Below are 20,017 nucleotides of genomic sequence, written 5' to 3'. Positions count from 1 at the left end.
GCGTCATGGCACTACCGGTTCGCGATCAGATGAAATATTGGGGTGTCGCTGCGGCGGTGTTCCTCGCGGTGTTGTGGCTTTTGGGCGATGTGATCCTACCCTTTGTTCTGGGCATGGCGGTGGCCTATATGCTCGATCCTGTCGCCGACAAGTTGGAAAGCTGGGGCTTTAGCCGCATTGCCGCCACGGTGGTGATCACCTTGGTCGCAGCGGTGCTTTTTGTGCTTATCGCGCTTCTGGTCATTCCGACGCTGATCAATCAGACGACGGATCTGGTCAATATCGCGCCCGAATTGATCAACAATCTCCAGAATTTCCTGACCGAGAAATTCCCCACCCTCCTCGATGAAGGCAGCCAGCTGCGTCAGACCCTTGTCAAGATCGGCGAGACGATTCAGTCGAAAGGTGGCGAATTGCTCTCCGGTGCGCTGGCCTCTGCGATGAGCCTCTTCAACGTCGTGATGTTGTTGGTTCTGGTGCCGGTGATCACCTTTTATCTGTTGATGGATTGGGACCGTATGGTTGCCAAGATCGACGGGCTTTTGCCGCGTGATCACGCGCCGGTCATCCGTCGCCTCGCCTCTGACATCGACAGTACTTTGGCCTCCTTCATCCGGGGCCAAGGCACCGTTTGCCTTATCCTCGGCACGTTTTACGCCGCAGGTCTCATGCTCGTGGGCCTCAAATTCGGCCTCGTCGCGGGGGCTGTGGCGGGGGCTTTGACCTTTATCCCCTATGTCGGGGCCATCGTGGGTGGGCTTTTGTCCATCGGCCTTGCGCTGTTCCAGTTTTGGGGCGAATGGCAATGGATCGCCGCCGTGGTCGCGATCTTCGCCATCGGCCAATTCGTCGAGGGCAATATCCTGACCCCGAACCTCGTCGGCTCCTCCATCGGATTGCATCCCGTCTGGCTGATCTTTGCGCTCTCCGCCTTTGGCACTTTGTTCGGCTTTGTCGGCATGCTGATCGCCGTGCCAGTCGCCGCCGCTTTGGGCGTCGTGGCGCGTTTTGGCATCGACCGATATCAGGACAGTCGGCTCTATCGTGGCCTCAGCGCCGATGAAGAGCCAGAGACAGAAGACGTCTGACCATGGCCGAACAGCTCATTCTCGATCTTCCCACCCGCGAGGTGCTTGGGCGCGATACGTTTTTCGTCGCACCGTCGAATGCCATGGCCATCGCGACCCTCGATTCCGTGGCCACTTGGCCCTCGGGCAAACTGGTCCTCATTGGCTCCGCCGGGTCGGGCAAGACCCATATGGCGCATGTGTTTGCCGCCGAGCATGAGGGCGTGATCGTCTCCGCCGCCGAATTGAGCGAGGCCGATATTCCTGCTCTGGCGACCCAGCGCTCTGTCGTGGTCGAGGACGCCGACCGCCTGCCAGAATTGCCCGATCCGAAAGCGGCGGAAAATGCGCTGTTTCACCTGCACAACCTGACCTTGGCCGAGGGCGGGCGGCTTTTGGTCACTGCGCGCACCGCCCCCAATCATTGGGCGCTCACCCTGCCCGATCTGGCGTCTCGGATGCAGGGCACCACCGTGACCCGGATCGATCCGCCCGATGACATGTTGCTCATGGCCATGCTGGTCAAACAATTCGAGGACCGGCAGATCACCGTCCCCGTGGCGCTCATCCCCTGGCTCGTGAAACGCATGGAACGTTCGGCGGGTGCCGTGCGCGACATGGTCGAGACGCTCGACCGCGAAGCGCTTCGGGCCGGCAAGCCCATTTCGCGCGGTCTGGCCCAGAGCCTCTTTCCTTCCGACACGTAAGCGCCCCAAAAGGCGCTGGATTTTGCCCAAAATCCATGCGATTTACGAACGCGAGGCCAGTGTGTCAGACTGGCACCTGCGACGATAAACATAGGCCACACACCATGACCGATCTTTCGCACTCCGCGACGGGAACCCCGACCGAGACACAGGACTGGGGCGTCTTTGGCCGTCCCCTGTTTCTCGACGAAGAGGCCCGTGCCCTGTCGCGGGTCGGCGTGGTCGATGTGGGCTCGAACTCCGTGCGTTTGGTGGTCTTTGATGGGGCTGCGCGCAGCCCGGCTTATTTCTACAATGAGAAAATCATGTGTGGGCTGGGCGCTGGCCTGCGGGAAACCGGGCGGCTCAACCCCGAGGGCAAGGTCCGCGCCATGTCCGCGATCCGCCGGTTTCAGAAACTGGCGCAAGGTATGGGCATTCCCCCACTGACGGCGGTTGCGACCGCTGCGGTGCGGGAGGCTGAGGACGGTCCTGCTTTTCGGGAGGACATAGAGCGGGAGACTGGCCTCAGCCTGTGGGTGATCGATGGCGAGGAAGAGGCGCGGCTCTCGGCGCAGGGTGTGCTTTTGGGCTGGCCCGAGGCGGATGGTCTCGTCTGTGACATTGGCGGCTCGTCGATGGAGCTGGCCGTGGTCTCGAACGGCGAAGTCGGCAAACGCGTGACCTCGCCCTTGGGCCCTCTGAAACTTCAGGGCCTCAAAGGCGGGCGTAAAGGTCTCAAAGATCACATCGCGCCGATCATGAAAGAGCTCGCCGAGACCATGGGCACCGCGCATCCGCGCATCTACCTTGTGGGGGGCTCCTGGCGCGCGATTGCCCGGATCGATATGGAGCGGCGCAATTACCCGCTGCACGTTTTGCATGAATATCGGATGTCGAGCCGATCTGTCACCGACACGATCAAATTCATCCGCAAAAGCGATATGGATGAGCTGCGCGCCAAAACCGGCACCTCGTCGAGCCGGATGTCCTTGGTGCCGATTGCCTCCGAAGTGCTCCGCCAACTGGTGCGGACCTTTCATCCGAAAGAGATTTGCGTCTCGTCTTATGGCATCCGCGAAGGCATGCTTTACGAGCAAATGCCGCAAAGCGTGCGCGCCCGCGATCCGCTGATCGAGGCCTGTCGGTTCTCTGAGATGAAAGACGCCCGCCTGCCCGGTTTCGGCAAGCAGCTCCACACCTTCATCGAGCCGATTTTCAAGGCGCGGCAGTACGAAAAGATGCGGCTGATCCGCGCCGCCTGCCTGTTGCATGACGTCACCTGGCGCGCGCATCCCGACTACCGCGCCGAGGTCTGTTTCGACAATGCGACGCGGGCCAACCTGGGCGGTCTGACCCATAAGGAACGGATTTTCTTAGGCCTTGCCCTGTTGCACCGCTACAAGAATTCGCGCGACAACACGCCCTTTGCCAATCTGATCGAAATGCTCTCGGATAAGGAAATCCGCGATGCCGAGGTGCTTGGCAAGGCGATGCGGTTCGGCGCGATGTTCTCTGTCGATGTGCCGACGGATTTGGCCAAAATCGCCTATTTTCCGAAGAAAAAGGAGTTGGTGCTGTCCTTGCGCCCCGAGGCCGAAGACCTGTTCGGCGAGGTTACCAACGCGCGGTTCCAATCCTTGGCCAACAGTCTCGGCGCCAAGACCGAAGTGCGTCACCTTAGATATTGAGCCTTAAAGCTCGATGCCCTCATCGGGGATGCTCGGCTCTTCCGGCGTGACCTCAGGTTTGCGCCGGATCAGAATATCGCCATTGGGCAGGATCACCGGCGCCTCATAGGCATTGAGGTCATCGACATAGCCCTCGAGCTCGTCGAGCGCCGGTCCCATTTCCTCGAAAAGATGTTCAAGCAACAGTTTCGAGCCTTCGCGCAGAAGGCTCCATCCCTCTTCTGCGTCAGAGGGCGCATCCTCGGCCAGCGCAGGCGCGGCGAGGAAGAGCATCGGGATGAGCGCAATCTTTTTCATAGCCACAATATAACGCCTCCCCCGCCGTTTTTCACCCCTGCCCGGTCACAGACAGCTCCAGATCGACCGTCACCGGGAAATGATCCGACGCCTTGAGCAGCGCCTCTTTCAACTCCGGCGTGTTGAAACAGACCGGGTCGTCGAACGGGTGCCAGATGCGCCAGCGCGCGCCCTGTTTCAAATCCTGCGACACCATCACATAGTCCAAAAGCGCAGAGAGATAGCGTTTTTCTTCGTCGATATAAAACCGCGCCGAGGTCCGCCCCTGATTGCCACGTCGCGCCAGAGCCTCGGTCGCATGCGGATCGGACAGGCGCATCTCGGGCGGCACATCCGGGTCTTCGCGCCCCATGACGATCTCCACGCCTGAGCGCCCAAAGAGCTTTTCATATTCATCAAGCCCCGGCCCGTCGTTGAAATCCCCCAACACCACCAAAGGCTCGCCCGCGCGCAGATGGCCCTCCACGCGTTCCCGCAGCCAGATGCATTGCGCCAATTGCTTGCGCCGGTTCTCGATGGAAATGCGGATCACATCGTCGCGCGACCGCGCGCCATGGGGTGCCTTGGACTTCACATGCACGCCGATCATGCGAAAGGCAAACCCGGTCTCGCGCACCTCCATCGCCAGTTCCAGCGGCGGTTTCGAGAACCGCACCTCTTCGCGGTCCCGGTCGGTGTCCAGGTCCAGACGATAGATCGAATTGAAGGCAGGCGGCTCGAAGTCATCGCCCAAATCCGCAGGCGCCCCGACCGGATCATGCCGCGCGCGCAGCACCAGCGGGTCGTACATCAGGGCAATCTCTTGCTGCGTCTCGTTGATATAGCCAATCTCGACCGCCATGGCCCGCAACCCCGCCCAATCGGCGAATTGCTCAAGCGCTCGTCGGGTGTCGCGTTTGCGATTGGTGTCGGGCGCCTCGATCACCATGATCGCATCGGCATCCATCGCGTTGAACACGATGCCCAAGGCCTCAAGCTGCATCTCGCGGGTCACATTGTGCCGCGCGGACCATTTATCGTCGGCCTGCGGACGCCCCATCCGGTCGAAGAGATTGTCAAACCATTCGACATTATAAGTCGCGATGCGGATCACGCCGCGCGCTCCGCGGAGATTTCTTCCCAGGCCGCGTTGATCTCCACCAGCCGGTCAGAGGCCAGTTGCACCGCCTCTTCGGGCACACCACGGGCGATCATCCGGTCGGGATGGGTCTCGCGCACCAGCGCCCGATAGGCCGATTTGATCTCCGCCAGAGACGCCTTCGGATCAACCCCCAGCACATCGTAAGGATCGCGCACCGCATCGGGCACGTAGCGCGCGCGCAGCACGCGAAAGGCACGGTCCTCGATGTCGAAAATCTCCGCCACGCGGATCAGAAACGCGTCCTCGCCGGGGTGATATTCGCCGTCGGCCATGGCGATGTGAAACAGCCCGTCCATGATGTCCATCAGCGGGCGGCATTCCGCGCCATACATCTTTTTCACGCTCTTGGCGTAGTCTTCGAACCCCGCCACGTCCTGTCGGGCAAGGTTGAACACACGGGCGGCGGCGGCTTCGTCCTCTGGCGCGATCTGGAACACTTCGCGAAAGGCCGTGACCTCGTCGCGGGTCACCAGACCGTCCGCCTTGGCCATTTTCGCGCCCAAGGCGATCACCGCAATGGCAAAGCCTACGCGCCGATCCGGGTCCGAGCGGAACTGCTCGAAGACCGACGACAGGCTTTCGCCCGCACGCAGCGCCTTGAGCGCCTCGAGGATTTTGGACCAGATCGACATGTCGCGAGCTTACCCATTTTGGCGTGACAAGTCCCGCGACAAATACGTGATGTCAAAGGAACTTTTGCAGGAACAACACATCGAGCCAGCGGTCGAATTTGAACCCGGCTTGCGGGATGCGCCCGGCCTCCGCGTAGCCCAAGGCCTTGTGAAAAGCGATGGAACCCGCGTTGTCGGCGTCAATCGCCGCGATCATCGAATGATGCCCCGCCTCGCGCGCATGTTGTTCGACCATCAACATGAGCGTCCGTCCAAGGCCAAAGCCCTGCGCCGCGTCGTTGAGGTAGACGGAATGCTCCATCGTAAAGCGGTAGCCATTGTTGCCGGGACGGAACTGGTCGTAAGTGGCATAGCCCACCACCTCGCCCTGATGTTCGGCGACATAAAAGGCGCGGCCCCGGTTTAAGCGATCCGTGACCATTTCGGCCCAAGCGGCCTCATCGCGTTCTTCTGAGGAAAACGAGGCCGTCGAGCCAGCTATGACTGGCGCCATGATGGCTTTGAGCGCGTCCGCATCGGCAGGTGTCGCGTCACGCAGGTAAGGTGTGTCACTCATGCGATCCAGATCTCCCCAGAGGGTGTGCCAATCTCGGCGGTCAGACCGGGCGTTTGGGCTTGTACAATTCGAACATTCTCCATCGCCTCGACAAAAGGCGCAAGAGCGGCCCGCAACCCGTCTGCATCTGGGTGCGAAATCTTCAGCCTGCGAAAGGCCAACCCCGGGTCCGGCAGCTTTGGCGCCGGGTGATGCGAGTGCCATTCGATCAGCGCCGGGAAGCAATTATCATAGGGCAAAATGCCACTCTCCGGCACGATCATCCGCCAGGCATAGTCACCGCGTTGAAACGACATGATCCGACCGACATCGGCTGGCGCGCGCTCCCAGGCTTCTTCGAGATCGGCACAGGCCACGACCCAGTTCGTGAGTTTCGGCGTCCCGCCGAAGTTGTCCAAATCGAACCAACGTGGAAAATCCGGTTTTTCGGCCTTCGGATCGGGCGCGATCACTTCGAGATAGGCTTTTTGCCCATCCGGGCGCGTCATCGCCACCAGACGGTTTTCCGTCGCCATATCTTTATGCATGCCACGCGGCCCAAAAGGCACGCCCAAAAGCGCCTCGGCCCAGTCGCGCCCCTGTTCAAGATCGCCCGCGGAAATCACCAAATGATCAATCTGATAGGTCATTGCCCTTGTCCTTATTGAAACCTTAAAAAAAGGCCCCATCTCCATATGACGCACCTTTAAATCAACTTTCAGGAAAGACCAGAAAAAGACAATGCTCCTGCGCAAATTGGAACAGTTCTTCGACAGTGAGATTTCAGGCGGTATCGTGCTCATGGTGGCCGCCGTCGCTGCCATGTTCGTGGCCAATTCCTCGCTTTATCCCTATTACGATGGCGCCCTGTCGTCGTATTTCACCGTTCAGCTCGGCGAAAACGGCCTCTCCAAGCCTTTGATCTTGTGGATCAATGATGGATTGATGGCCGTGTTCTTCCTCCTCGTGGGGCTAGAGCTCAAATACGAGCTGATGGAAGGCAAGCTCAAGAACCCGCGCGACGTGGTTCTGCCGGGCATGGCGGCCGTCGGCGGCATGCTTGTCCCTGCTCTGGTCTATTTCGCGCTCAATATCTCCTCGCCTGAAACGCATTCCGGCTGGGCCATTCCGGCCGCGACCGACATCGCCTTTGCCTTGGGCATTCTGGCGCTTGTGGGCGACCGCGTGCCCTCGTCGCTCAAAGTTTTCCTTTTGACGCTCGCGATCCTTGATGACTTGGGCGCGATCTTGATCATCGCGTTTTTCTACACCGCCGATCTGCATCTGGATTATCTTTTCCTGTCGATCATCCCGCTGGCGATCATGTTTTACCTCAACCGTTCGGGCATTCACCGCATCGCGCCCATCATCTTGTTGGGCACAATCCTTTGGGTTCTCGTGCTCAAATCCGGTGTGCATGCGACGCTCGCGGGCGTGATCACCGCCTTCTTCATCCCGATCAAAGACCGCTGGGGCAAGTCGCCGCTGCATGCGCTTGAGCATGCGCTGTCGCCCTATGTGTTTTTCCTGATCGTGCCGGTCTTTGCCTTTGCCAACGCCGGCGTTGTGCTCTCCGGGATCACCATGGCTGACGTCTTCTCGCCGCTGCCGCTTGGCATTGCCTTGGGCCTCATCCTCGGCAAACAGGTGGGCGTTTTCGGCATGACCTGGCTTTTGGTCAAGATGGGCGTTGCGAAGAAACCCTTTGGCGCAACCTGGCTCCATATCTACGGTGTCGCAGCGCTTGCGGGCATCGGCTTTACCATGTCGCTCTTCATCGGCGGGCTGTCCTTTGATGACGCTTTCCATATGAACGAAGTGCGCATTGGCGTTCTGTCCGGCTCCGTGATCTCCGCGATCATCGGCTTCGTGGTGCTGAAATTTGCGCCCTCTGCCGAAAAGATGCCGGTCAAAACCGCAGACGAAAAAGAGGCCAAGATCCTTCCTGACGCCGAGCCTGTCAAACAGAGCTGATCAGAAGGGCATCACAAACAAAGTGCCGCAAACAAAAGGGCCGGAGGAGCGATCCCCAGGCCCTTTTTCATTGCAGTTCAAATACTCAGATCAGTCTGTCGAGATCAGATCAAGGATCTGACGCGCCGCTGCCGGGATGTTGGTGCCCGGCCCGAAGATCGCTTTGACGCCCGCGTTGTAGAGGAATTCGTAGTCCTGCTGCGGGATCACGCCGCCACAGATCACGATGATGTCCTCGGCGCCCTGCTCTTTCAGAGCTTCGATCAGCTTCGGTGCCAGCGTCTTGTGACCTGCCGCCTGCGACGAGATGCCGACGATATGCACGTCGTTGTCGATGGCGTCTTGCGCGGCCTCTTCCGGCGTCTGGAACAGCGGGCCTACGTCAACGTCAAAGCCGATGTCGGCAAAGGCGGTGGCGATGACTTTCGCACCCCGGTCGTGACCGTCCTGACCCATTTTGACAACGAGCATCCGCGGGCGACGGCCGGCTTTCTCGGCGAATGTTTCGACATCTTTCTGGATCTGGGCAAAGCCTTCGTCGCCCTCGTAGGCGGCGCCGTAGACCCCCGCCAGCGTTTTCACCTCGGCGCGGTGGCGTCCGAATGCTTTTTCCATGGCCATCGAAATCTCCCCAACGGTTGCACGTGCGCGGGCGGCCTCGACCGCCAGCGACAGGAGGTTGCCCTCGCCGGTTTTCGCCGCCGCTTCGAGCGCGCCAAGCGTCTCTTCGACCTTGGCGGCATCGCGGGTGGCTTTGATTTTGTCGAGGCGGGCGATCTGGCTGTTGCGCACGGCGACGTTGTCCACATCGAGAATATCGATCGGGTCTTCCTTGTCCTTGCGGTACTTGTTGACGCCAACGATGACTTCCTCGCCCCGGTCGATCTGGGCCTGACGTTTCGCGGCGGTCTCTTCGATCCGCAGCTTCGGCATGCCGGAATTGACGGCCTTGGTCATGCCGCCCATCTCTTCGATTTCCTCCATCAGGGCCCAGGCCTTGTCGGCCAGTTCCTTGGTGAGGCTTTCGACGTAGTAGGAGCCCGCGAGCGGATCGACCACATTGGTGATCCCGGTTTCTTCCTGCAAAATCAACTGAGTATTTCGCGCAATTCGCGCGGAGAATTCAGTTGGAAGTGCAATCGCTTCGTCTAGCGCGTTGGTGTGCAAGGACTGCGTGCCGCCCAAGGCCGCCGACATCGCCTCATAGGCGGTGCGGATCACGTTGTTGTAGGGGTCCTGTTCTTGCAGCGACACGCCCGAGGTCTGGCAGTGGGTCCGCAGCATCTTGGACTTTTCGAGCTTCGGCTCGAACTCTTCCATGACGCGGGTCCAGAGGTAGCGCGCAGCGCGCAGTTTCGCGGCCTCCATAAAGAAGTTCATACCAATGGCGAAGAAGAACGACAGACGCCCCGCGAATTTATCGACATCCATCCCGGCGTTGATCGCGGTGCGCACATATTCGCGCCCGTCAGCCAGCGTGAAGGCCAGCTCCTGCACGAGGTTCGCGCCCGCTTCCTGCATGTGGTAGCCGGAGATCGAGATCGAGTTGAACTTCGGCATCTCGTTGGCGGTGAACTCGATGATGTCCGCGATGATCTTCATCGAGGGTTCCGGCGGGTAGATATAGGTGTTGCGCACCATGAACTCTTTCAGAATGTCGTTCTGAATGGTCCCTGCGAGCAACGCGCGATCATGACCCTGTTCTTCGCCGGTCACGATGAAGTTGGCGAGGATCGGGATCACCGCCCCGTTCATCGTCATCGACACGGAAACCTTGTCCAACGGAATGCCGTCGAACAGGATTTTCATGTCCTCGACGCTGTCAATCGCAACACCGGCCTTACCGACATCGCCCACCACGCGCGGGTGATCGGAATCGTAGCCGCGGTGCGTGGCCAGATCGAAAGCGACCGAGACACCTTGCTGACCGGCGGCCAGCGCCTTGCGGTAAAAGGCGTTCGATTCCTCAGCGGTCGAGAAGCCCGCGTATTGGCGGATGGTCCAGGGACGGCCCGCATACATCGTCGCCTTCACACCGCGCGTAAAGGGCTCCATCCCCGGCGTGTTGCCGAGATGATCCATGCCCGCGAGATCGTCCTCGGCATAGAGCGGCTTGACCTTGATGCCCTCAAGCGTGTCCCACTCAAGGCTCTCAAGCGGCTTGCCCCTGAGTTCCTTCGTGGCAAGTTCTTCCCACTTTTTCCTGTCCGTCATATCCGGCTCCTCTCCATATTCTTTGCGCAACACCTTGACGTGCCACGTTCAACCTTGGTTTGGCCCTCTCGCCGTCCTATATAAAGGAGACCCGCGGGAGGACCGATGAAACATCTCTATGTCACAGCACTTATTGCGCTTTTTTTCACGTCACCCTTGGCGCCGACTGCAGGTTTTGCACAGGACACCCCACCCGAACCGGAAATCGCCGCCGAAGAGCTGCCGCCCTTGATCCAGCAGGCGGGCGACACCGAGCTTTCCGAGTTCAAATGGACCGCACGCGTGCTGGTTGTCTTCGCCGACAGCCCCTTGGACCCCTCATACAGCGACCAGATCGCGTTGCTGGAAAACCGCCCCGATGCGCTTTTGGAGCGCGACGTGGTGGTTTTGACCGACACCGACCCGGCGGCCCGCTCGCCGATCCGCACGGCGCTGCGCCCGCGTGGTTTTGCGCTCGTTGTCGTCGACAAGGACGGGCGCGTCATGCTCCGCAAACCCGCGCCCTGGGACGTGCGCGAAATCACCCGCGCCATCGACAAAACCCCGCTCAGACAGCAGGAGTTGGAAAGCGGACGGTGAGGCCCTACTCCGCGAAATCCTCGCGCAGGGGGATGCGGCCAAAGGCGATTTTGGCCCCCGTATAGGCGACGTGATGCGGCGGCAAGAGGCCGTAGCGCACCGTGTCCTGACCGAAGCGCTGGTTGAGCCGGTCGATGGCCAGACAGAGCGGCGCGCGGTCCTCTGTCGGCGCAAAGAGATCGTCCATCACGCGCGCCTCCTTGATCAGCCCGCCCAATGTCACGGAGACGGCCTTCGGGCGCGGCGTCGGGGGCAGATCGGCCCAGAGCCCGGCCAAGACCTCCAAAAGGAAAAACGTGTCCTGCGTCGCGCGCAGCGTGCTGTCGCGAGAGTGCCGACGCCTGCCCTCGATTTTCTCGCCGTTTTTGACGCTGATCGACAGGCTGCGGGCGAAATAGCCCTCGCGGCGCAGACGTGCCGCGGCTTTGACCAACAGACGCCTTGTGACCAGACGCGCGCCCTCGGGCGTGGCATTCGGCCCCGTCAAAACTTGGCCATGGCCGATCATGCCGCGTTTGGTCTCCGGCCAGACCACCGTCTCGCCTCTGAGCTCGCGAATGAACCGCTCGCCCGTGACATTGCCCCAAAGCGCGCGGGCCCGTTTGGGCGCGATGCCATAGAGCGTCGTCACGTCGGAAATGCCCGCCGCCTCCAGCCGCGCTTTCATCCGCCAGGACACGCCCGGCAGGTCGTCCAGCGCCAGATGCGCAATCCGATCCGGCAAAACTTCGGGCACCAACCAATTGAGCCCCATGGGTTTTTCCAGCTCGGCGGCAATTTTCGCCAAAAGCCGCGTGGGCGCCAGCCCCACCGAACAGCGCAGCGCCGGGTTGACCGCCAACACCGCCTTTTGCAACGCCTGCCCGATCTGAAGCGCGCGCGGCAGTTCCTGTTCTGAGCCGGTCAAGAGACAGGAACATTCGTCGATCGACCAGACCCGATGCACGGGAATAACCGTCTCGACCGCCTGTAAAATCGCATGGTGATAATCGACGCAGACGTCGTGTTTCACAGGGCGAAAGACGATCCCCGGACAGAGCCTCCGGGCCTCGTCCTGTCGCGTGCCCATCCGCACGCCGCGCCGTTTTGCCTCGACACTCGCCGCGATACAGGCCGCGTTCGGCGCATCCGTCGTCAGAACGCCGACGGGCCGCCCCATCAGCGCAGGCTCCTCGGCCTGCGCCACGGAGGCGTAGTAGCTGTTCATATCGAAGAAAAGCGTCGAAACGCGCAGGTGCGAAAGCAGGGACATGACCGGGCAGACAAAGGGGCAGACGGGACTGGAAAGACGCAGTCAGATTAGAACAAAATGAGAACATTTGTCCAGACTCCGCGCCCTCTCCCCTCACATATGCCCGCCCGGCCGTCATGGGTTATTCGAACTCCATGATCACTTCATCGACAGCCAGGCTGTCACCGGGGCCTGCGTTGATTTTGGAGACCACACCTTTGCGCTCGGCGCGCAGGATGTTTTCCATCTTCATCGCTTCGACGGTGCAGAGCGCCTGACCTTCCTGAACTTCGTCGCCGACCTCGACATTGACCTTCACGATCAGACCCGGCATCGGGCAGAGCAGCATTTTCGACGTGTCGGGCGGCAGTTTCTCGATCATGAATTTCGACAGTTCAGCGGCCCGCGGGCTGCGGACGTAGACCTTGAGATCGGCGCCCCGGTTGCGGATGCGGAACCCGCCGGGGATTTTACCGACCTTCAGCGTCAAAGTGCCGTGTTCCATGTCGATCAGCGCCAAAGTGTCGCCCGGCACCCAGGTGCTTTCGCAACGATGTTTCTTGTCGTTGATCAACACGGTGGAGCCGTTTTTGTCGGCCTCGATGGTCAGCGGGAAATCGTGATCGCCGATCTGAACCACCCAATCGGTGCCAACGGTACGCTCGTGGTTGTCCATCCGACCCGAAATGCGCGTGCGACGGATTTCCGCAACACGGTACATGGCGGCGGCGGCGGCGGCGATGCGCTCGAGATCCTCATAGGGCAGCTCCGCGCCCTCGAAACCTTCGGGATATTCCTCGGCAATGAAGGCCGTGGTCATGTCGCCCGAGACGAATTTCGGATGATCGTAGACGGCGGAGAGGAATGGCAGGTTGTGACCGATGCCCTCGACCTCGAACGCGTCCAAAGCGTTGCGCATGTTCTCGATGGCCGTCGCACGATCCGGGCCCCAGGTGCAGAGTTTGGCGATCATCGGGTCGTAATACATCGAGATTTCACCGCCCTCATAGACACCCGTGTCATTGCGCACGACATTGGTTTTCGTGACAATTTCTTCCGGCGGACGGTATTTGGTCAGACGTCCGATGGAGGGCAGGAAGTTGCGATAGGGATCTTCGGCGTAGAGGCGGCTTTCCATCGCCCAGCCGTTGATTTTCACATCGTCCTGGGTGATCGAAAGCGGTTCGCCATTGGCGACGCGGATCATCTGCTCCACAAGGTCCACGCCCGTGATCAGCTCGGTCACCGGGTGTTCCACCTGAAGGCGGGTGTTCATCTCGAGGAAGTAGAAATTGCGGTCGCCATCGACGATGAACTCGACCGTGCCTGCGGAGGTGTAATCCACCGCCTTCGCCAGAGCCACGGCCTGTTCGCCCATGGCTTTGCGGGTGGCTTCGTCAAGGAAAGGCGACGGCGCCTCTTCGATGACTTTCTGGTTGCGGCGCTGGATCGAACATTCCCGCTCATTGAGGTAAATGCCGTTGCCATGCGCATCGCAGAGCACCTGAATCTCGATGTGGCGCGGTTGGGTCACGAATTTCTCGATGAAAATCCGGTCGTCGCCGAAGGAGCTTGCGGCTTCGTTTTTGGACGACTGGAACCCTTCGCGGGCCTCTTCGTCGTTCCAGGCGATCCGCATGCCTTTACCACCGCCACCAGCGGAGGCTTTGATCATCACCGGGTAGCCGATTTCGTTGGAGATTTTCACCGCCTCGTCGGCATCCTCGATGAGGCCCATGTAGCCCGGAACCGTCGAGACACCCGCCTCTTGGGCGAGTTTTTTCGAGGTGATTTTGTCGCCCATGGCTTCGATCGCGCCTGTCGGCGGGCCGACAAAGGCGACGCCCTCGGCAGCCAGCGCCTCGGCGAATTTCGAGTTCTCGGAGAGGAACCCATAGCCTGGATGCACGGCCTGCGCGCCGGTTTGCTTGATCGCGTCCATCACCTTGTCGATGACGATATAGGACTGGTTCGCCGGCGGCGGGCCGATGTGGACCGCTTCGTCCGCCATCTGCACATGCAGCGCGTGTTTGTCCGCATCCGAATAAATGGCGACCGTCTTGATCCCCATCTTCTTGGCGGTTTTCATCACCCGGCAAGCGATCTCGCCGCGGTTCGCAATCAGGATCTTGTCGAACATGTCCTGCCCTCTCCCTTTCTTAAATCAGTCCCGACCGGGCGGCTGCCCGCTGTCGGATCGTCAGTTTCAAACACGAAAAAGCTCCCCGGACGGTCACGCCCGAGAAGCTCTCAACACTCCGGTCCAAAGGCCGCGTCAGACGGCCGTTCAGACGGTTATGATCAGTTACAGATGCCTGCGTCGTCGCAGTAGGTGCCTGCGAGCGCACCGAGAGCCGCGCCGGTGAGCGCGTTGTTGTCGGTCGCATCGGCGACGACGGCACCCGCAGCGGCACCGGCGAGAGCACGTTCGCCGTCTGTCTGCAAACAGCCCGCAAGGGCGGAGACGGAAACGAGGGAAAGGATAAGAATGGATTTGCGCATTTTTCTGCTCTTGATGTGGTTATGACTGCGCCAATGCTAGCCCAGGTCAACCCCATCGAAAAGAGATTTTCGCGCGTACACAGGGCATGGGCGAAACCACGCCCAGCCGCTTTATCCTTGCGACCCACGCATCCTGAAAAGAAAGAGTGGCGAGGGCCGCGCGGGGGGAGCACGGACCTCGCCAGAGGGGAAGGGTAACGGTTTTCAGAACAGGCTCCGACGTTGCTGGTCGTCATTGCCATGGGAAAAGGATGGGATGTAATCCGCTCGCTCACAAGGCCATGCCCGCCCTGCCCGCCGATATGGGCAGCAGTTCGCGCAAATGCCGGTATGCCAAGCGAAAACCCGCGCATCAGTCCCTCATGTCCTCGTCATTATCGCCGTTCCACATCTCGTCCCAGTCGGGCATCTCTTCGACCTCGTCCTCGGCGAAGATTTCGGGGAAAGAGGCCATGGCGCGGCGCAGGTCGATTTGCAAAAGCGCCTCATAGGACGCCGGATCGAAATCCTCCGGGTCCGCAGGCACCACTTCGCGCCCGAAAAGCCAGGACAGACGCCCGGCATCGAGATTGCCACGTTCAAACGCCTCCTCACCGAAATGCTCCCAGAGCGCCTTCATGAAACCGGCATCGGCGCGTTTGTCGGCCGGTTTGCGGTCCTTGTAGCGCTCCAACGCCTTCAGAGGCGTCACGCCTTTCGGGTTCGCGCGTCGAATGACGAATTGATAATCGGAGCCGGGCAAACGCCCCGGAAACCCCTTGTGTTTGAGCATGTAGTCGCGTGCCATCAGCTGTCTCCCTCATCAGGTCTGCGCGCAATCAGGTCGATCTCGACCAATGCGCCCACGGCCAACGCGGTCACGCCCACTGTGGTGCGCGCCGGAAGCCGATCGAGAGGGAAGTAGCTTTTGTAGGTCTCGTTGAACAGGGCGTAGTCGCGTTCGAACTCAGTCAGGAAACAGCGGCACTGCATAATATGCTCGGCACCAAGGCCCAGTTCATTCAAAATAAGTAAAAGATTGTCCATCACGCGGCGCGTCTGCGCCTCGATCCCATCCGGGAGAGGCGCGTCGGGGGCGTTTGGATCGGTCGGCATCTGGCCGGTCAGAATGACCCAGCCATCGTCCTCGACCGCATGCGAAAACGGCGCGACGGGACGCGGGCCGTTGGAGAACATGTGGAACTTCGGGCCGCGTGGAATATTTTTTCTAACCGGACGCTTACGCAAATGTTCTTTAACCAACACATCAGAGACAATCTCTTCAGAGCTTTTCTTAGACAGTTCTTCGATACGCTCCAGAGGGATCAATTTACCACGTATTCCCCAAAAGCCGCGACCAAGATGCTCAAAAAGATCTTCATAGCAGAAGACTTCTGAGTCGCTAGAATGCTGCTGGATGGTTCTACGAACAGGGCTTTTCCAATGCGGCGTTAAATCACGATCAGTCGTTCTCTCAATATATTCATAGAGATCACTATATCGCGCAGCGCCACCAAGAGCATCAAGAGCGTCATAGATTTCATCAACCCATTTCATGGTCATCTCAAAACGCCTCCCATTCACAGACGCCATCCACCGGACGATAGGCCTCAAAGACCTGCGCCACATCTGGATCAGGCGATCCGAATTCGGTCGGGGCTTCGGAAAGCGAAATCACGATCATCGCAGGTTCCGGTGTGCCGAGGCGCGGCAAGGCGTAGCCGACGCAAAGCGCCGAAAGATCGGCCTCAAGCTCCTCATAAGACAGGTCTTTCAAATAGCGCGGCAGCTCAGGTGCGAGAAACCGAAACCGCGCAGTGAGCCCCATGGCGGGCTGATCCATCACGGTTTCGAAAAATTCCACCGGCTGGCCGGAAGGCACGGTCAAGTCCTGCGCCTCGACGGGCGTCAATTCCGCCAAGGCGGCAAAGCCCACGACAGAGGCCAAAGCCGCAGATGCGATGCGTCTTGCAATCATGTCATGGCCTCCTCTGTCTTCGTGTCTCTCACAGTGCCTCTTTGGGCGAACCGAGCCCAACGGGCGCGATTATCGGGATCATCGAGCACCGCCTGAATGCGGGCTTCGCTGTCGTGTTTCGGGAACCGCCCCGCGATCATGCCGCCTGCGGTGATCTCCAGATCCGCACCCTGCACCGCCACCCGCACCACGGGTGCCAGCCCGCGCAGGGATTGCAGCGCCCGCCACATGTCCTGACGCACCTGATGCGCCACGCGGGATTTGCGCAAACCCGCCCCGCCCGCGATCACGGTCGTGGCCGCGACATCGAAACGGGCGGGGATGCGGCGCGCCACGATGAGCGCGCCGTCCACCTCGGACATATGCCAACGAGTTCGGCTCACAACATCCGCCTCAGAGCGGAATGTTGTCGTGCTTCTTCCACGGGTTCTCGAGCTTTTTATTGCGCAAGCTCGCGAAGGCCCGGGCCACACGTTTGCGGGTCGAACGCGGTTGGATCACCTCGTCGATGAACCCGCGTTCCGCCGCCACGAAGGGGTTCGCAAACCGGTCTTCGTAGTTTTGCGTGTGGGCCGCGATTTTGTCGGCATCGCCAAGATCGGCACGATGGATGATTTCGGTCGCCCCTTTGGCACCCATCACTGCAATCTCGGCGGTCGGCCAGGCGTAGTTGAAATCACCGCGCAGGTGTTTCGACGCCATCACGTCATAGGCGCCGCCGTAGGCCTTACGGGTGATCACGGTCACTTTCGGCACGGTCGCTTCGCCGTAAGCGAACAGAAGCTTCGCGCCATGTTTGATCACGCCGCCATATTCTTGAGAGGTCCCCGGCAAGAAGCCCGGCACATCGACCAACGTCAGCACCGGAATTTCGAACGCGTCGCAGAAGCGCACGAAACGGGCGGCTTTCTTCGAGCTGTCGATGTCGAGACAGCCCGCGAGCACCATCGGCTGGTTCGCCACCACGCCGACCGTCTGGCCTTCGAGGCGGATGAACCCGGTGATGATGTTCTTGGCGTGGTCTTCCTGAATCTCGTAGAAATCGCCCTCGTCCGCGATCTTGTGGATCACTTCTTTCATGTCATAGGGCGTGTTCGCGTTGTCCGGGATGATCGTGTCGAGCGAGGCTTCGATCCGGTTTGGTTCGTCAAAGAACGGGCGGACCGGCGCTTTTTCACGGTTGTTGAGCGGCAGGAAATCGACGAGGCGACGCACTTCGGTCAGTGCTTCGACGTCGTTTTCAAACGCACCGTCGGCGACGGAGGATTTCTTGGTGTGCGTCGAGGCCCCGCCCAATTCCTCGGCGGTCACCACCTCGTTCGTCACGGTTTTCACCACGTCGGGGCCGGTCACGAACATATAAGAGGTGTCTTTCACCATGAAGATGAAGTCGGTCATCGCGGGCGAATAGACAGCCCCACCGGCACAGGGCCCCATGATGACGGAGATCTGCGGCACGACGCCGGAGGCCATGATGTTGCGCTGGAACACTTCGGCATAGCCCGCAAGCGAAGCGACGCCTTCCTGAATCCGGGCACCACCCGAGTCGTTCAGACCGATGACAGGCGCGCCGTTCTGCACTGCCATATCCATGATCTTGACGATTTTCTCGGCGTGGGTTTCCGACAAAGACCCGCCGAACACCGTAAAATCCTGCGAAAAGACATAGACCATCCGCCCATTGATCGTGCCCCAGCCGGTGATCACACCGTCGCCGTAAGGCTTGCTGGCTTCCATGCCGAAATCGGTGCAGCGGTGGGTTTTGAACATGTCGAACTCTTCGAAGCTGTCTTCGTCGAGAAGCAACTCGATACGTTCGCGCGCGGTCAGCTTGCCCTTGGCATGCTGGCTGTCGATGCGACGCTGCCCCCCTCCCAGGCGGGCGTCATCGCGGCGATCGTGAAGTTCTTTGATGATGTCTTTCACGGATAGGCCTCCTCGTCATTTCCCTCGCACCATAGGCGGAAGCAATAATATTTCATAGCGGAGTCTGGCAGATTTGCAAAAGATGCAAAGCATATCAGCTGAAAATCGCAAAAATGCAAATTTTCACCCCTCTCGAAGCCTCAACACTTTCACAGCATGACTGCAATATACGCGCAACGCCCCGCACAAGCTGTGCAAAAACCAAGCCGCGCTGCGCCAGAATCTCCGTAGACAGAAAACAAGACCCACCTATGGTGAGGCAATGGCTCAAAAACCGATCTCACGTTTTCTCGACAGGCGCACCCCGCCGCATATCTTCACGCTCGTTCTCATGGCTGGCACCTCCGCCATGAGCATGAACGTCTTCCTGCCCGCTCTGCCGGAAATGACCGAATATTTCGGCACAGAGTATAGCGTGATGCAGCTGTCCATCGCGATTTTCCTTGCGGTGAACGCAGCCTTGCAACTTGTGGTCGGGCCGCTTTCCGACCGCTTCGGGCGGCGCCCGGTTTTGATCGGCGGCATCGTGATTTTCCTCTTGGCCACGCTGGGCGCAATCTACGCCCCTTCGGCGCAGATCTTTCTCCTGATGCGCGCCGTTCAGGCCGGGATCGTCACCGGCATGGTCTTGTCCCGCGCCATCGTGCGCGACATCGTGCCGGGCGAAGAGGCCGCACAGATGATCGCCTATGTCACCATGGGCATGTCGCTTGTGCCGATGGTGGCGCCAACCGTGGGCGGCTATCTGACCAAGCTCTTCGGCTGGCAAAGCAGCTTCTGGCTTTTGTTTGCCGTTGGCCTTGTTTTATTGGTGATTGTCATCTTCGACTCGGGCGAAACGGCCCCAAAAACCGGCGGATCGGTCCGCGACACGCTGCGCGGTTTCCCCGAGTTGATGCGCTCGCAACGCTTTCTCGGCTACGCCATCTCCGCCGCCACCGCCTCCGGCGCCTATTTCGCCTTTCTGGGCGGCGCACCCTTTCTGGGCTCCAATATTTTCCACCTGACCGAAGACCGCCTTGGCCTCTATATGGCTGCGCCTGCCGTGGGATATTTCTTCGGCAATTTTCTGGCGGGCAAATTCTCCGCCCGCTTCGGCATGAACACGATGATCCTGATCGGCGCGGGCATTTGTTCGTTGGGTGTCTTTGCCTCGCTCATGCTGTTCCTGATCGACCGCGCCACACCCGAGAGCTTCTTTGCGCTCATCACGCTTTTGGGTCTTGGCAATGGCATGCAATTGCCGAATTCCATCGCCGGATCGCTCTCCGTGCGACCTCACTTGGCGGGCACTGCAGCGGGTCTCGGCGGCGCGATGTTCATCGGCGGCGGCGCCATCCTGTCGGCTTTTGCGGGCACGGTTTTGACCGAAGACGGCGGCGCGACACCGCTTTTGATCATCATGCTCTGCGCGTCTTTCTCTTCCATTCTGGCGGCCCTTTGGGTCATTCACCGCGAACGCATCTTTGTGGAAAGCTGACCCCAGCCTCACAGGACACACGGCCAGGATGTGACGTTTCTCCTCTTGCCAGACGGGGTTTGCAGTGGCAAATCTTGTTTTGCAAAAGGCGTCACGCCCCCTCTT

Annotated in this window: 20 protein-coding genes; 6 read left to right on the top strand and 14 right to left on the bottom strand. The window is 60.0% G+C overall.

Going from position 1 to position 20,017, the window contains the following annotated elements:
* Positions 1–5: 5 nt before the first annotated feature.
* From HCZ23_RS01705 to HCZ23_RS01695, 3 genes are all read left to right on the top strand, one after another.
* Entirely contained in the window at positions 6–1,088 is a 1,083-nt protein-coding gene (locus HCZ23_RS01705) for an AI-2E family transporter (RefSeq protein WP_167599959.1), read from the top strand.
* Positions 1,089–1,090: 2 nt separating this feature from the next.
* Positions 1,091–1,774: a DnaA/Hda family protein gene (locus HCZ23_RS01700; protein WP_167599958.1), complete on the top strand. Its 684-nt coding sequence runs from the start codon at positions 1,091–1,093 to the stop codon at positions 1,772–1,774.
* A 104-nt stretch (positions 1,775–1,878) separates the two neighbouring features.
* Complete coding sequence (locus tag HCZ23_RS01695; protein ID WP_167599957.1) at positions 1,879–3,444, top strand: Ppx/GppA family phosphatase; 1,566 nt, start codon at positions 1,879–1,881, stop codon at positions 3,442–3,444.
* A 3-nt stretch (positions 3,445–3,447) separates the two neighbouring features.
* Here the strand turns inward: HCZ23_RS01695 and HCZ23_RS01690 are convergent, their stop codons facing one another.
* The 5 genes from HCZ23_RS01690 to HCZ23_RS01670 are packed head-to-tail and all read right to left on the bottom strand — an operon-like array spanning position 3,448 to position 6,699.
* A complete protein-coding gene (locus HCZ23_RS01690; RefSeq protein ID WP_167599956.1) occupies positions 3,448–3,741 on the bottom strand; it encodes an AAA+ family ATPase in 294 nt (97 codons plus the stop codon).
* Positions 3,742–3,772: 31 nt separating this feature from the next.
* On the bottom strand, positions 3,773–4,831 hold the full coding sequence (locus tag HCZ23_RS01685) for an endonuclease/exonuclease/phosphatase family protein (protein ID WP_167600293.1): 1,059 nt from the start codon (positions 4,829–4,831) through the stop codon (positions 3,773–3,775).
* Positions 4,831–5,514 (bottom strand): molecular chaperone DjiA, encoded by a 684-nt coding sequence (locus HCZ23_RS01680; protein WP_167599955.1) that lies wholly within the window; start codon positions 5,512–5,514, stop codon positions 4,831–4,833. The genes HCZ23_RS01685 and HCZ23_RS01680 overlap by 1 nt, the downstream gene beginning before the upstream one ends.
* Positions 5,515–5,566: 52 nt before the next feature.
* The gene (locus HCZ23_RS01675; protein WP_167599954.1) at positions 5,567–6,070 is read right to left on the bottom strand and encodes a GNAT family N-acetyltransferase; all 504 of its coding nucleotides are present in this window, start codon (positions 6,068–6,070) and stop codon (positions 5,567–5,569) included.
* Positions 6,067–6,699, bottom strand: a complete 633-nt coding sequence (locus tag HCZ23_RS01670; RefSeq protein ID WP_167599953.1) for a VOC family protein — start codon at positions 6,697–6,699, stop codon at positions 6,067–6,069. Before HCZ23_RS01670 ends, HCZ23_RS01675 begins: the two co-directional genes overlap by 4 nt.
* A 91-nt stretch (positions 6,700–6,790) precedes the next feature.
* Here HCZ23_RS01670 and nhaA point away from each other — a divergent pair, with 91 nt between their 5' ends.
* Complete coding sequence (gene nhaA, locus HCZ23_RS01665; protein WP_167599952.1) at positions 6,791–8,023, top strand: Na+/H+ antiporter NhaA; 1,233 nt, start codon at positions 6,791–6,793, stop codon at positions 8,021–8,023.
* Positions 8,024–8,113: 90 nt separating this feature from the next.
* Here the strand turns inward: nhaA and scpA are convergent, their stop codons facing one another.
* On the bottom strand, positions 8,114–10,237 hold the full coding sequence (scpA, locus tag HCZ23_RS01660; RefSeq protein ID WP_167599951.1) for a methylmalonyl-CoA mutase: 2,124 nt from the start codon (positions 10,235–10,237) through the stop codon (positions 8,114–8,116).
* Positions 10,238–10,342: 105 nt separating this feature from the next.
* Between scpA and HCZ23_RS01655 the strand changes: the two genes are divergently transcribed.
* Complete coding sequence (locus tag HCZ23_RS01655; RefSeq protein ID WP_167599950.1) at positions 10,343–10,816, top strand: DUF4174 domain-containing protein; 474 nt, start codon at positions 10,343–10,345, stop codon at positions 10,814–10,816.
* Between the two features lie 4 nt (positions 10,817–10,820).
* Here the strand turns inward: HCZ23_RS01655 and HCZ23_RS01650 are convergent, their stop codons facing one another.
* From HCZ23_RS01650 to HCZ23_RS01615, 8 genes are all read right to left on the bottom strand, one after another.
* Entirely contained in the window at positions 10,821–12,068 is a 1,248-nt protein-coding gene (locus tag HCZ23_RS01650; protein ID WP_167599949.1) for a hypothetical protein, read from the bottom strand.
* A 121-nt stretch (positions 12,069–12,189) separates the two neighbouring features.
* Complete coding sequence (locus HCZ23_RS01645) at positions 12,190–14,187, bottom strand: acetyl/propionyl/methylcrotonyl-CoA carboxylase subunit alpha (protein WP_167599948.1); 1,998 nt, start codon at positions 14,185–14,187, stop codon at positions 12,190–12,192.
* Between the two features lie 161 nt (positions 14,188–14,348).
* Complete coding sequence (locus tag HCZ23_RS01640) at positions 14,349–14,549, bottom strand: glycine zipper 2TM domain-containing protein (protein WP_167599947.1); 201 nt, start codon at positions 14,547–14,549, stop codon at positions 14,349–14,351.
* A gap of 352 nt (positions 14,550–14,901) precedes the next feature.
* The gene (locus HCZ23_RS01635) at positions 14,902–15,321 is read right to left on the bottom strand and encodes a hypothetical protein (RefSeq protein WP_167600292.1); all 420 of its coding nucleotides are present in this window, start codon (positions 15,319–15,321) and stop codon (positions 14,902–14,904) included.
* Positions 15,322–15,335: 14 nt separating this feature from the next.
* Positions 15,336–16,091, bottom strand: coding sequence for a RidA family protein (locus HCZ23_RS18020; RefSeq protein WP_254869851.1), 756 nt, complete (start codon positions 16,089–16,091; stop codon positions 15,336–15,338).
* A gap of 1 nt (position 16,092) precedes the next feature.
* Positions 16,093–16,506 carry a DUF6497 family protein gene (locus HCZ23_RS01625; protein WP_254869850.1) on the bottom strand — a complete coding sequence of 138 codons (414 nt, stop codon included), beginning with the start codon at positions 16,504–16,506 and terminating at the stop codon, positions 16,093–16,095.
* Entirely contained in the window at positions 16,503–16,889 is a 387-nt protein-coding gene (locus tag HCZ23_RS01620) for a hypothetical protein (RefSeq protein ID WP_167599946.1), read from the bottom strand. The genes HCZ23_RS01625 and HCZ23_RS01620 overlap by 4 nt, the downstream gene beginning before the upstream one ends.
* Before the next feature lie 10 nt (positions 16,890–16,899).
* Positions 16,900–18,432: an acyl-CoA carboxylase subunit beta gene (locus tag HCZ23_RS01615; protein WP_167599945.1), complete on the bottom strand. Its 1,533-nt coding sequence runs from the start codon at positions 18,430–18,432 to the stop codon at positions 16,900–16,902.
* Positions 18,433–18,694: 262 nt separating this feature from the next.
* Here HCZ23_RS01615 and HCZ23_RS01610 point away from each other — a divergent pair, with 262 nt between their 5' ends.
* Positions 18,695–19,912 (top strand): multidrug effflux MFS transporter, encoded by a 1,218-nt coding sequence (locus tag HCZ23_RS01610; RefSeq protein WP_167599944.1) that lies wholly within the window; start codon positions 18,695–18,697, stop codon positions 19,910–19,912.
* Positions 19,913–20,017: the final 105 nt, after the last annotated feature.

The organism is Celeribacter sp. HF31 (assembly GCF_011806455.1).
Taxonomy (GTDB): domain Bacteria; phylum Pseudomonadota; class Alphaproteobacteria; order Rhodobacterales; family Rhodobacteraceae; genus Celeribacter.
Note: the sequence above shows the minus strand (reverse complement) of the source record. Positions and strands in the feature narration are given on the sequence as shown.

Coding starts and splice junctions, on each gene's coding strand:
- HCZ23_RS01705 (WP_167599959.1), top strand. CDS start 6: ATGGCACTACCGGTTCGCGATCAGATGAAATATTGGGGTGTCGCTGCG.
- HCZ23_RS01700 (WP_167599958.1), top strand. CDS start 1,091: ATGGCCGAACAGCTCATTCTCGATCTTCCCACCCGCGAGGTGCTTGGG.
- HCZ23_RS01695 (WP_167599957.1), top strand. CDS start 1,879: ATGACCGATCTTTCGCACTCCGCGACGGGAACCCCGACCGAGACACAG.
- HCZ23_RS01690 (WP_167599956.1), bottom strand. CDS start 3,741: ATGAAAAAGATTGCGCTCATCCCGATGCTCTTCCTCGCCGCGCCTGCG.
- HCZ23_RS01680 (WP_167599955.1), bottom strand. CDS start 5,514: ATGTCGATCTGGTCCAAAATCCTCGAGGCGCTCAAGGCGCTGCGTGCG.
- HCZ23_RS01675 (WP_167599954.1), bottom strand. CDS start 6,070: ATGAGTGACACACCTTACCTGCGTGACGCGACACCTGCCGATGCGGAC.
- HCZ23_RS01670 (WP_167599953.1), bottom strand. CDS start 6,699: ATGACCTATCAGATTGATCATTTGGTGATTTCCGCGGGCGATCTTGAA.
- nhaA (WP_167599952.1), top strand. CDS start 6,791: ATGCTCCTGCGCAAATTGGAACAGTTCTTCGACAGTGAGATTTCAGGC.
- scpA (WP_167599951.1), bottom strand. CDS start 10,237: ATGACGGACAGGAAAAAGTGGGAAGAACTTGCCACGAAGGAACTCAGG.
- HCZ23_RS01655 (WP_167599950.1), top strand. CDS start 10,343: ATGAAACATCTCTATGTCACAGCACTTATTGCGCTTTTTTTCACGTCA.
- HCZ23_RS01650 (WP_167599949.1), bottom strand. CDS start 12,068: ATGTCCCTGCTTTCGCACCTGCGCGTTTCGACGCTTTTCTTCGATATG.
- HCZ23_RS01645 (WP_167599948.1), bottom strand. CDS start 14,187: ATGTTCGACAAGATCCTGATTGCGAACCGCGGCGAGATCGCTTGCCGG.
- HCZ23_RS01640 (WP_167599947.1), bottom strand. CDS start 14,549: ATGCGCAAATCCATTCTTATCCTTTCCCTCGTTTCCGTCTCCGCCCTT.
- HCZ23_RS01635 (WP_167600292.1), bottom strand. CDS start 15,321: ATGCTCAAACACAAGGGGTTTCCGGGGCGTTTGCCCGGCTCCGATTAT.
- HCZ23_RS18020 (WP_254869851.1), bottom strand. CDS start 16,091: ATGACCATGAAATGGGTTGATGAAATCTATGACGCTCTTGATGCTCTT.
- HCZ23_RS01625 (WP_254869850.1), bottom strand. CDS start 16,506: ATGATTGCAAGACGCATCGCATCTGCGGCTTTGGCCTCTGTCGTGGGC.
- HCZ23_RS01610 (WP_167599944.1), top strand. CDS start 18,695: ATGGCTCAAAAACCGATCTCACGTTTTCTCGACAGGCGCACCCCGCCG.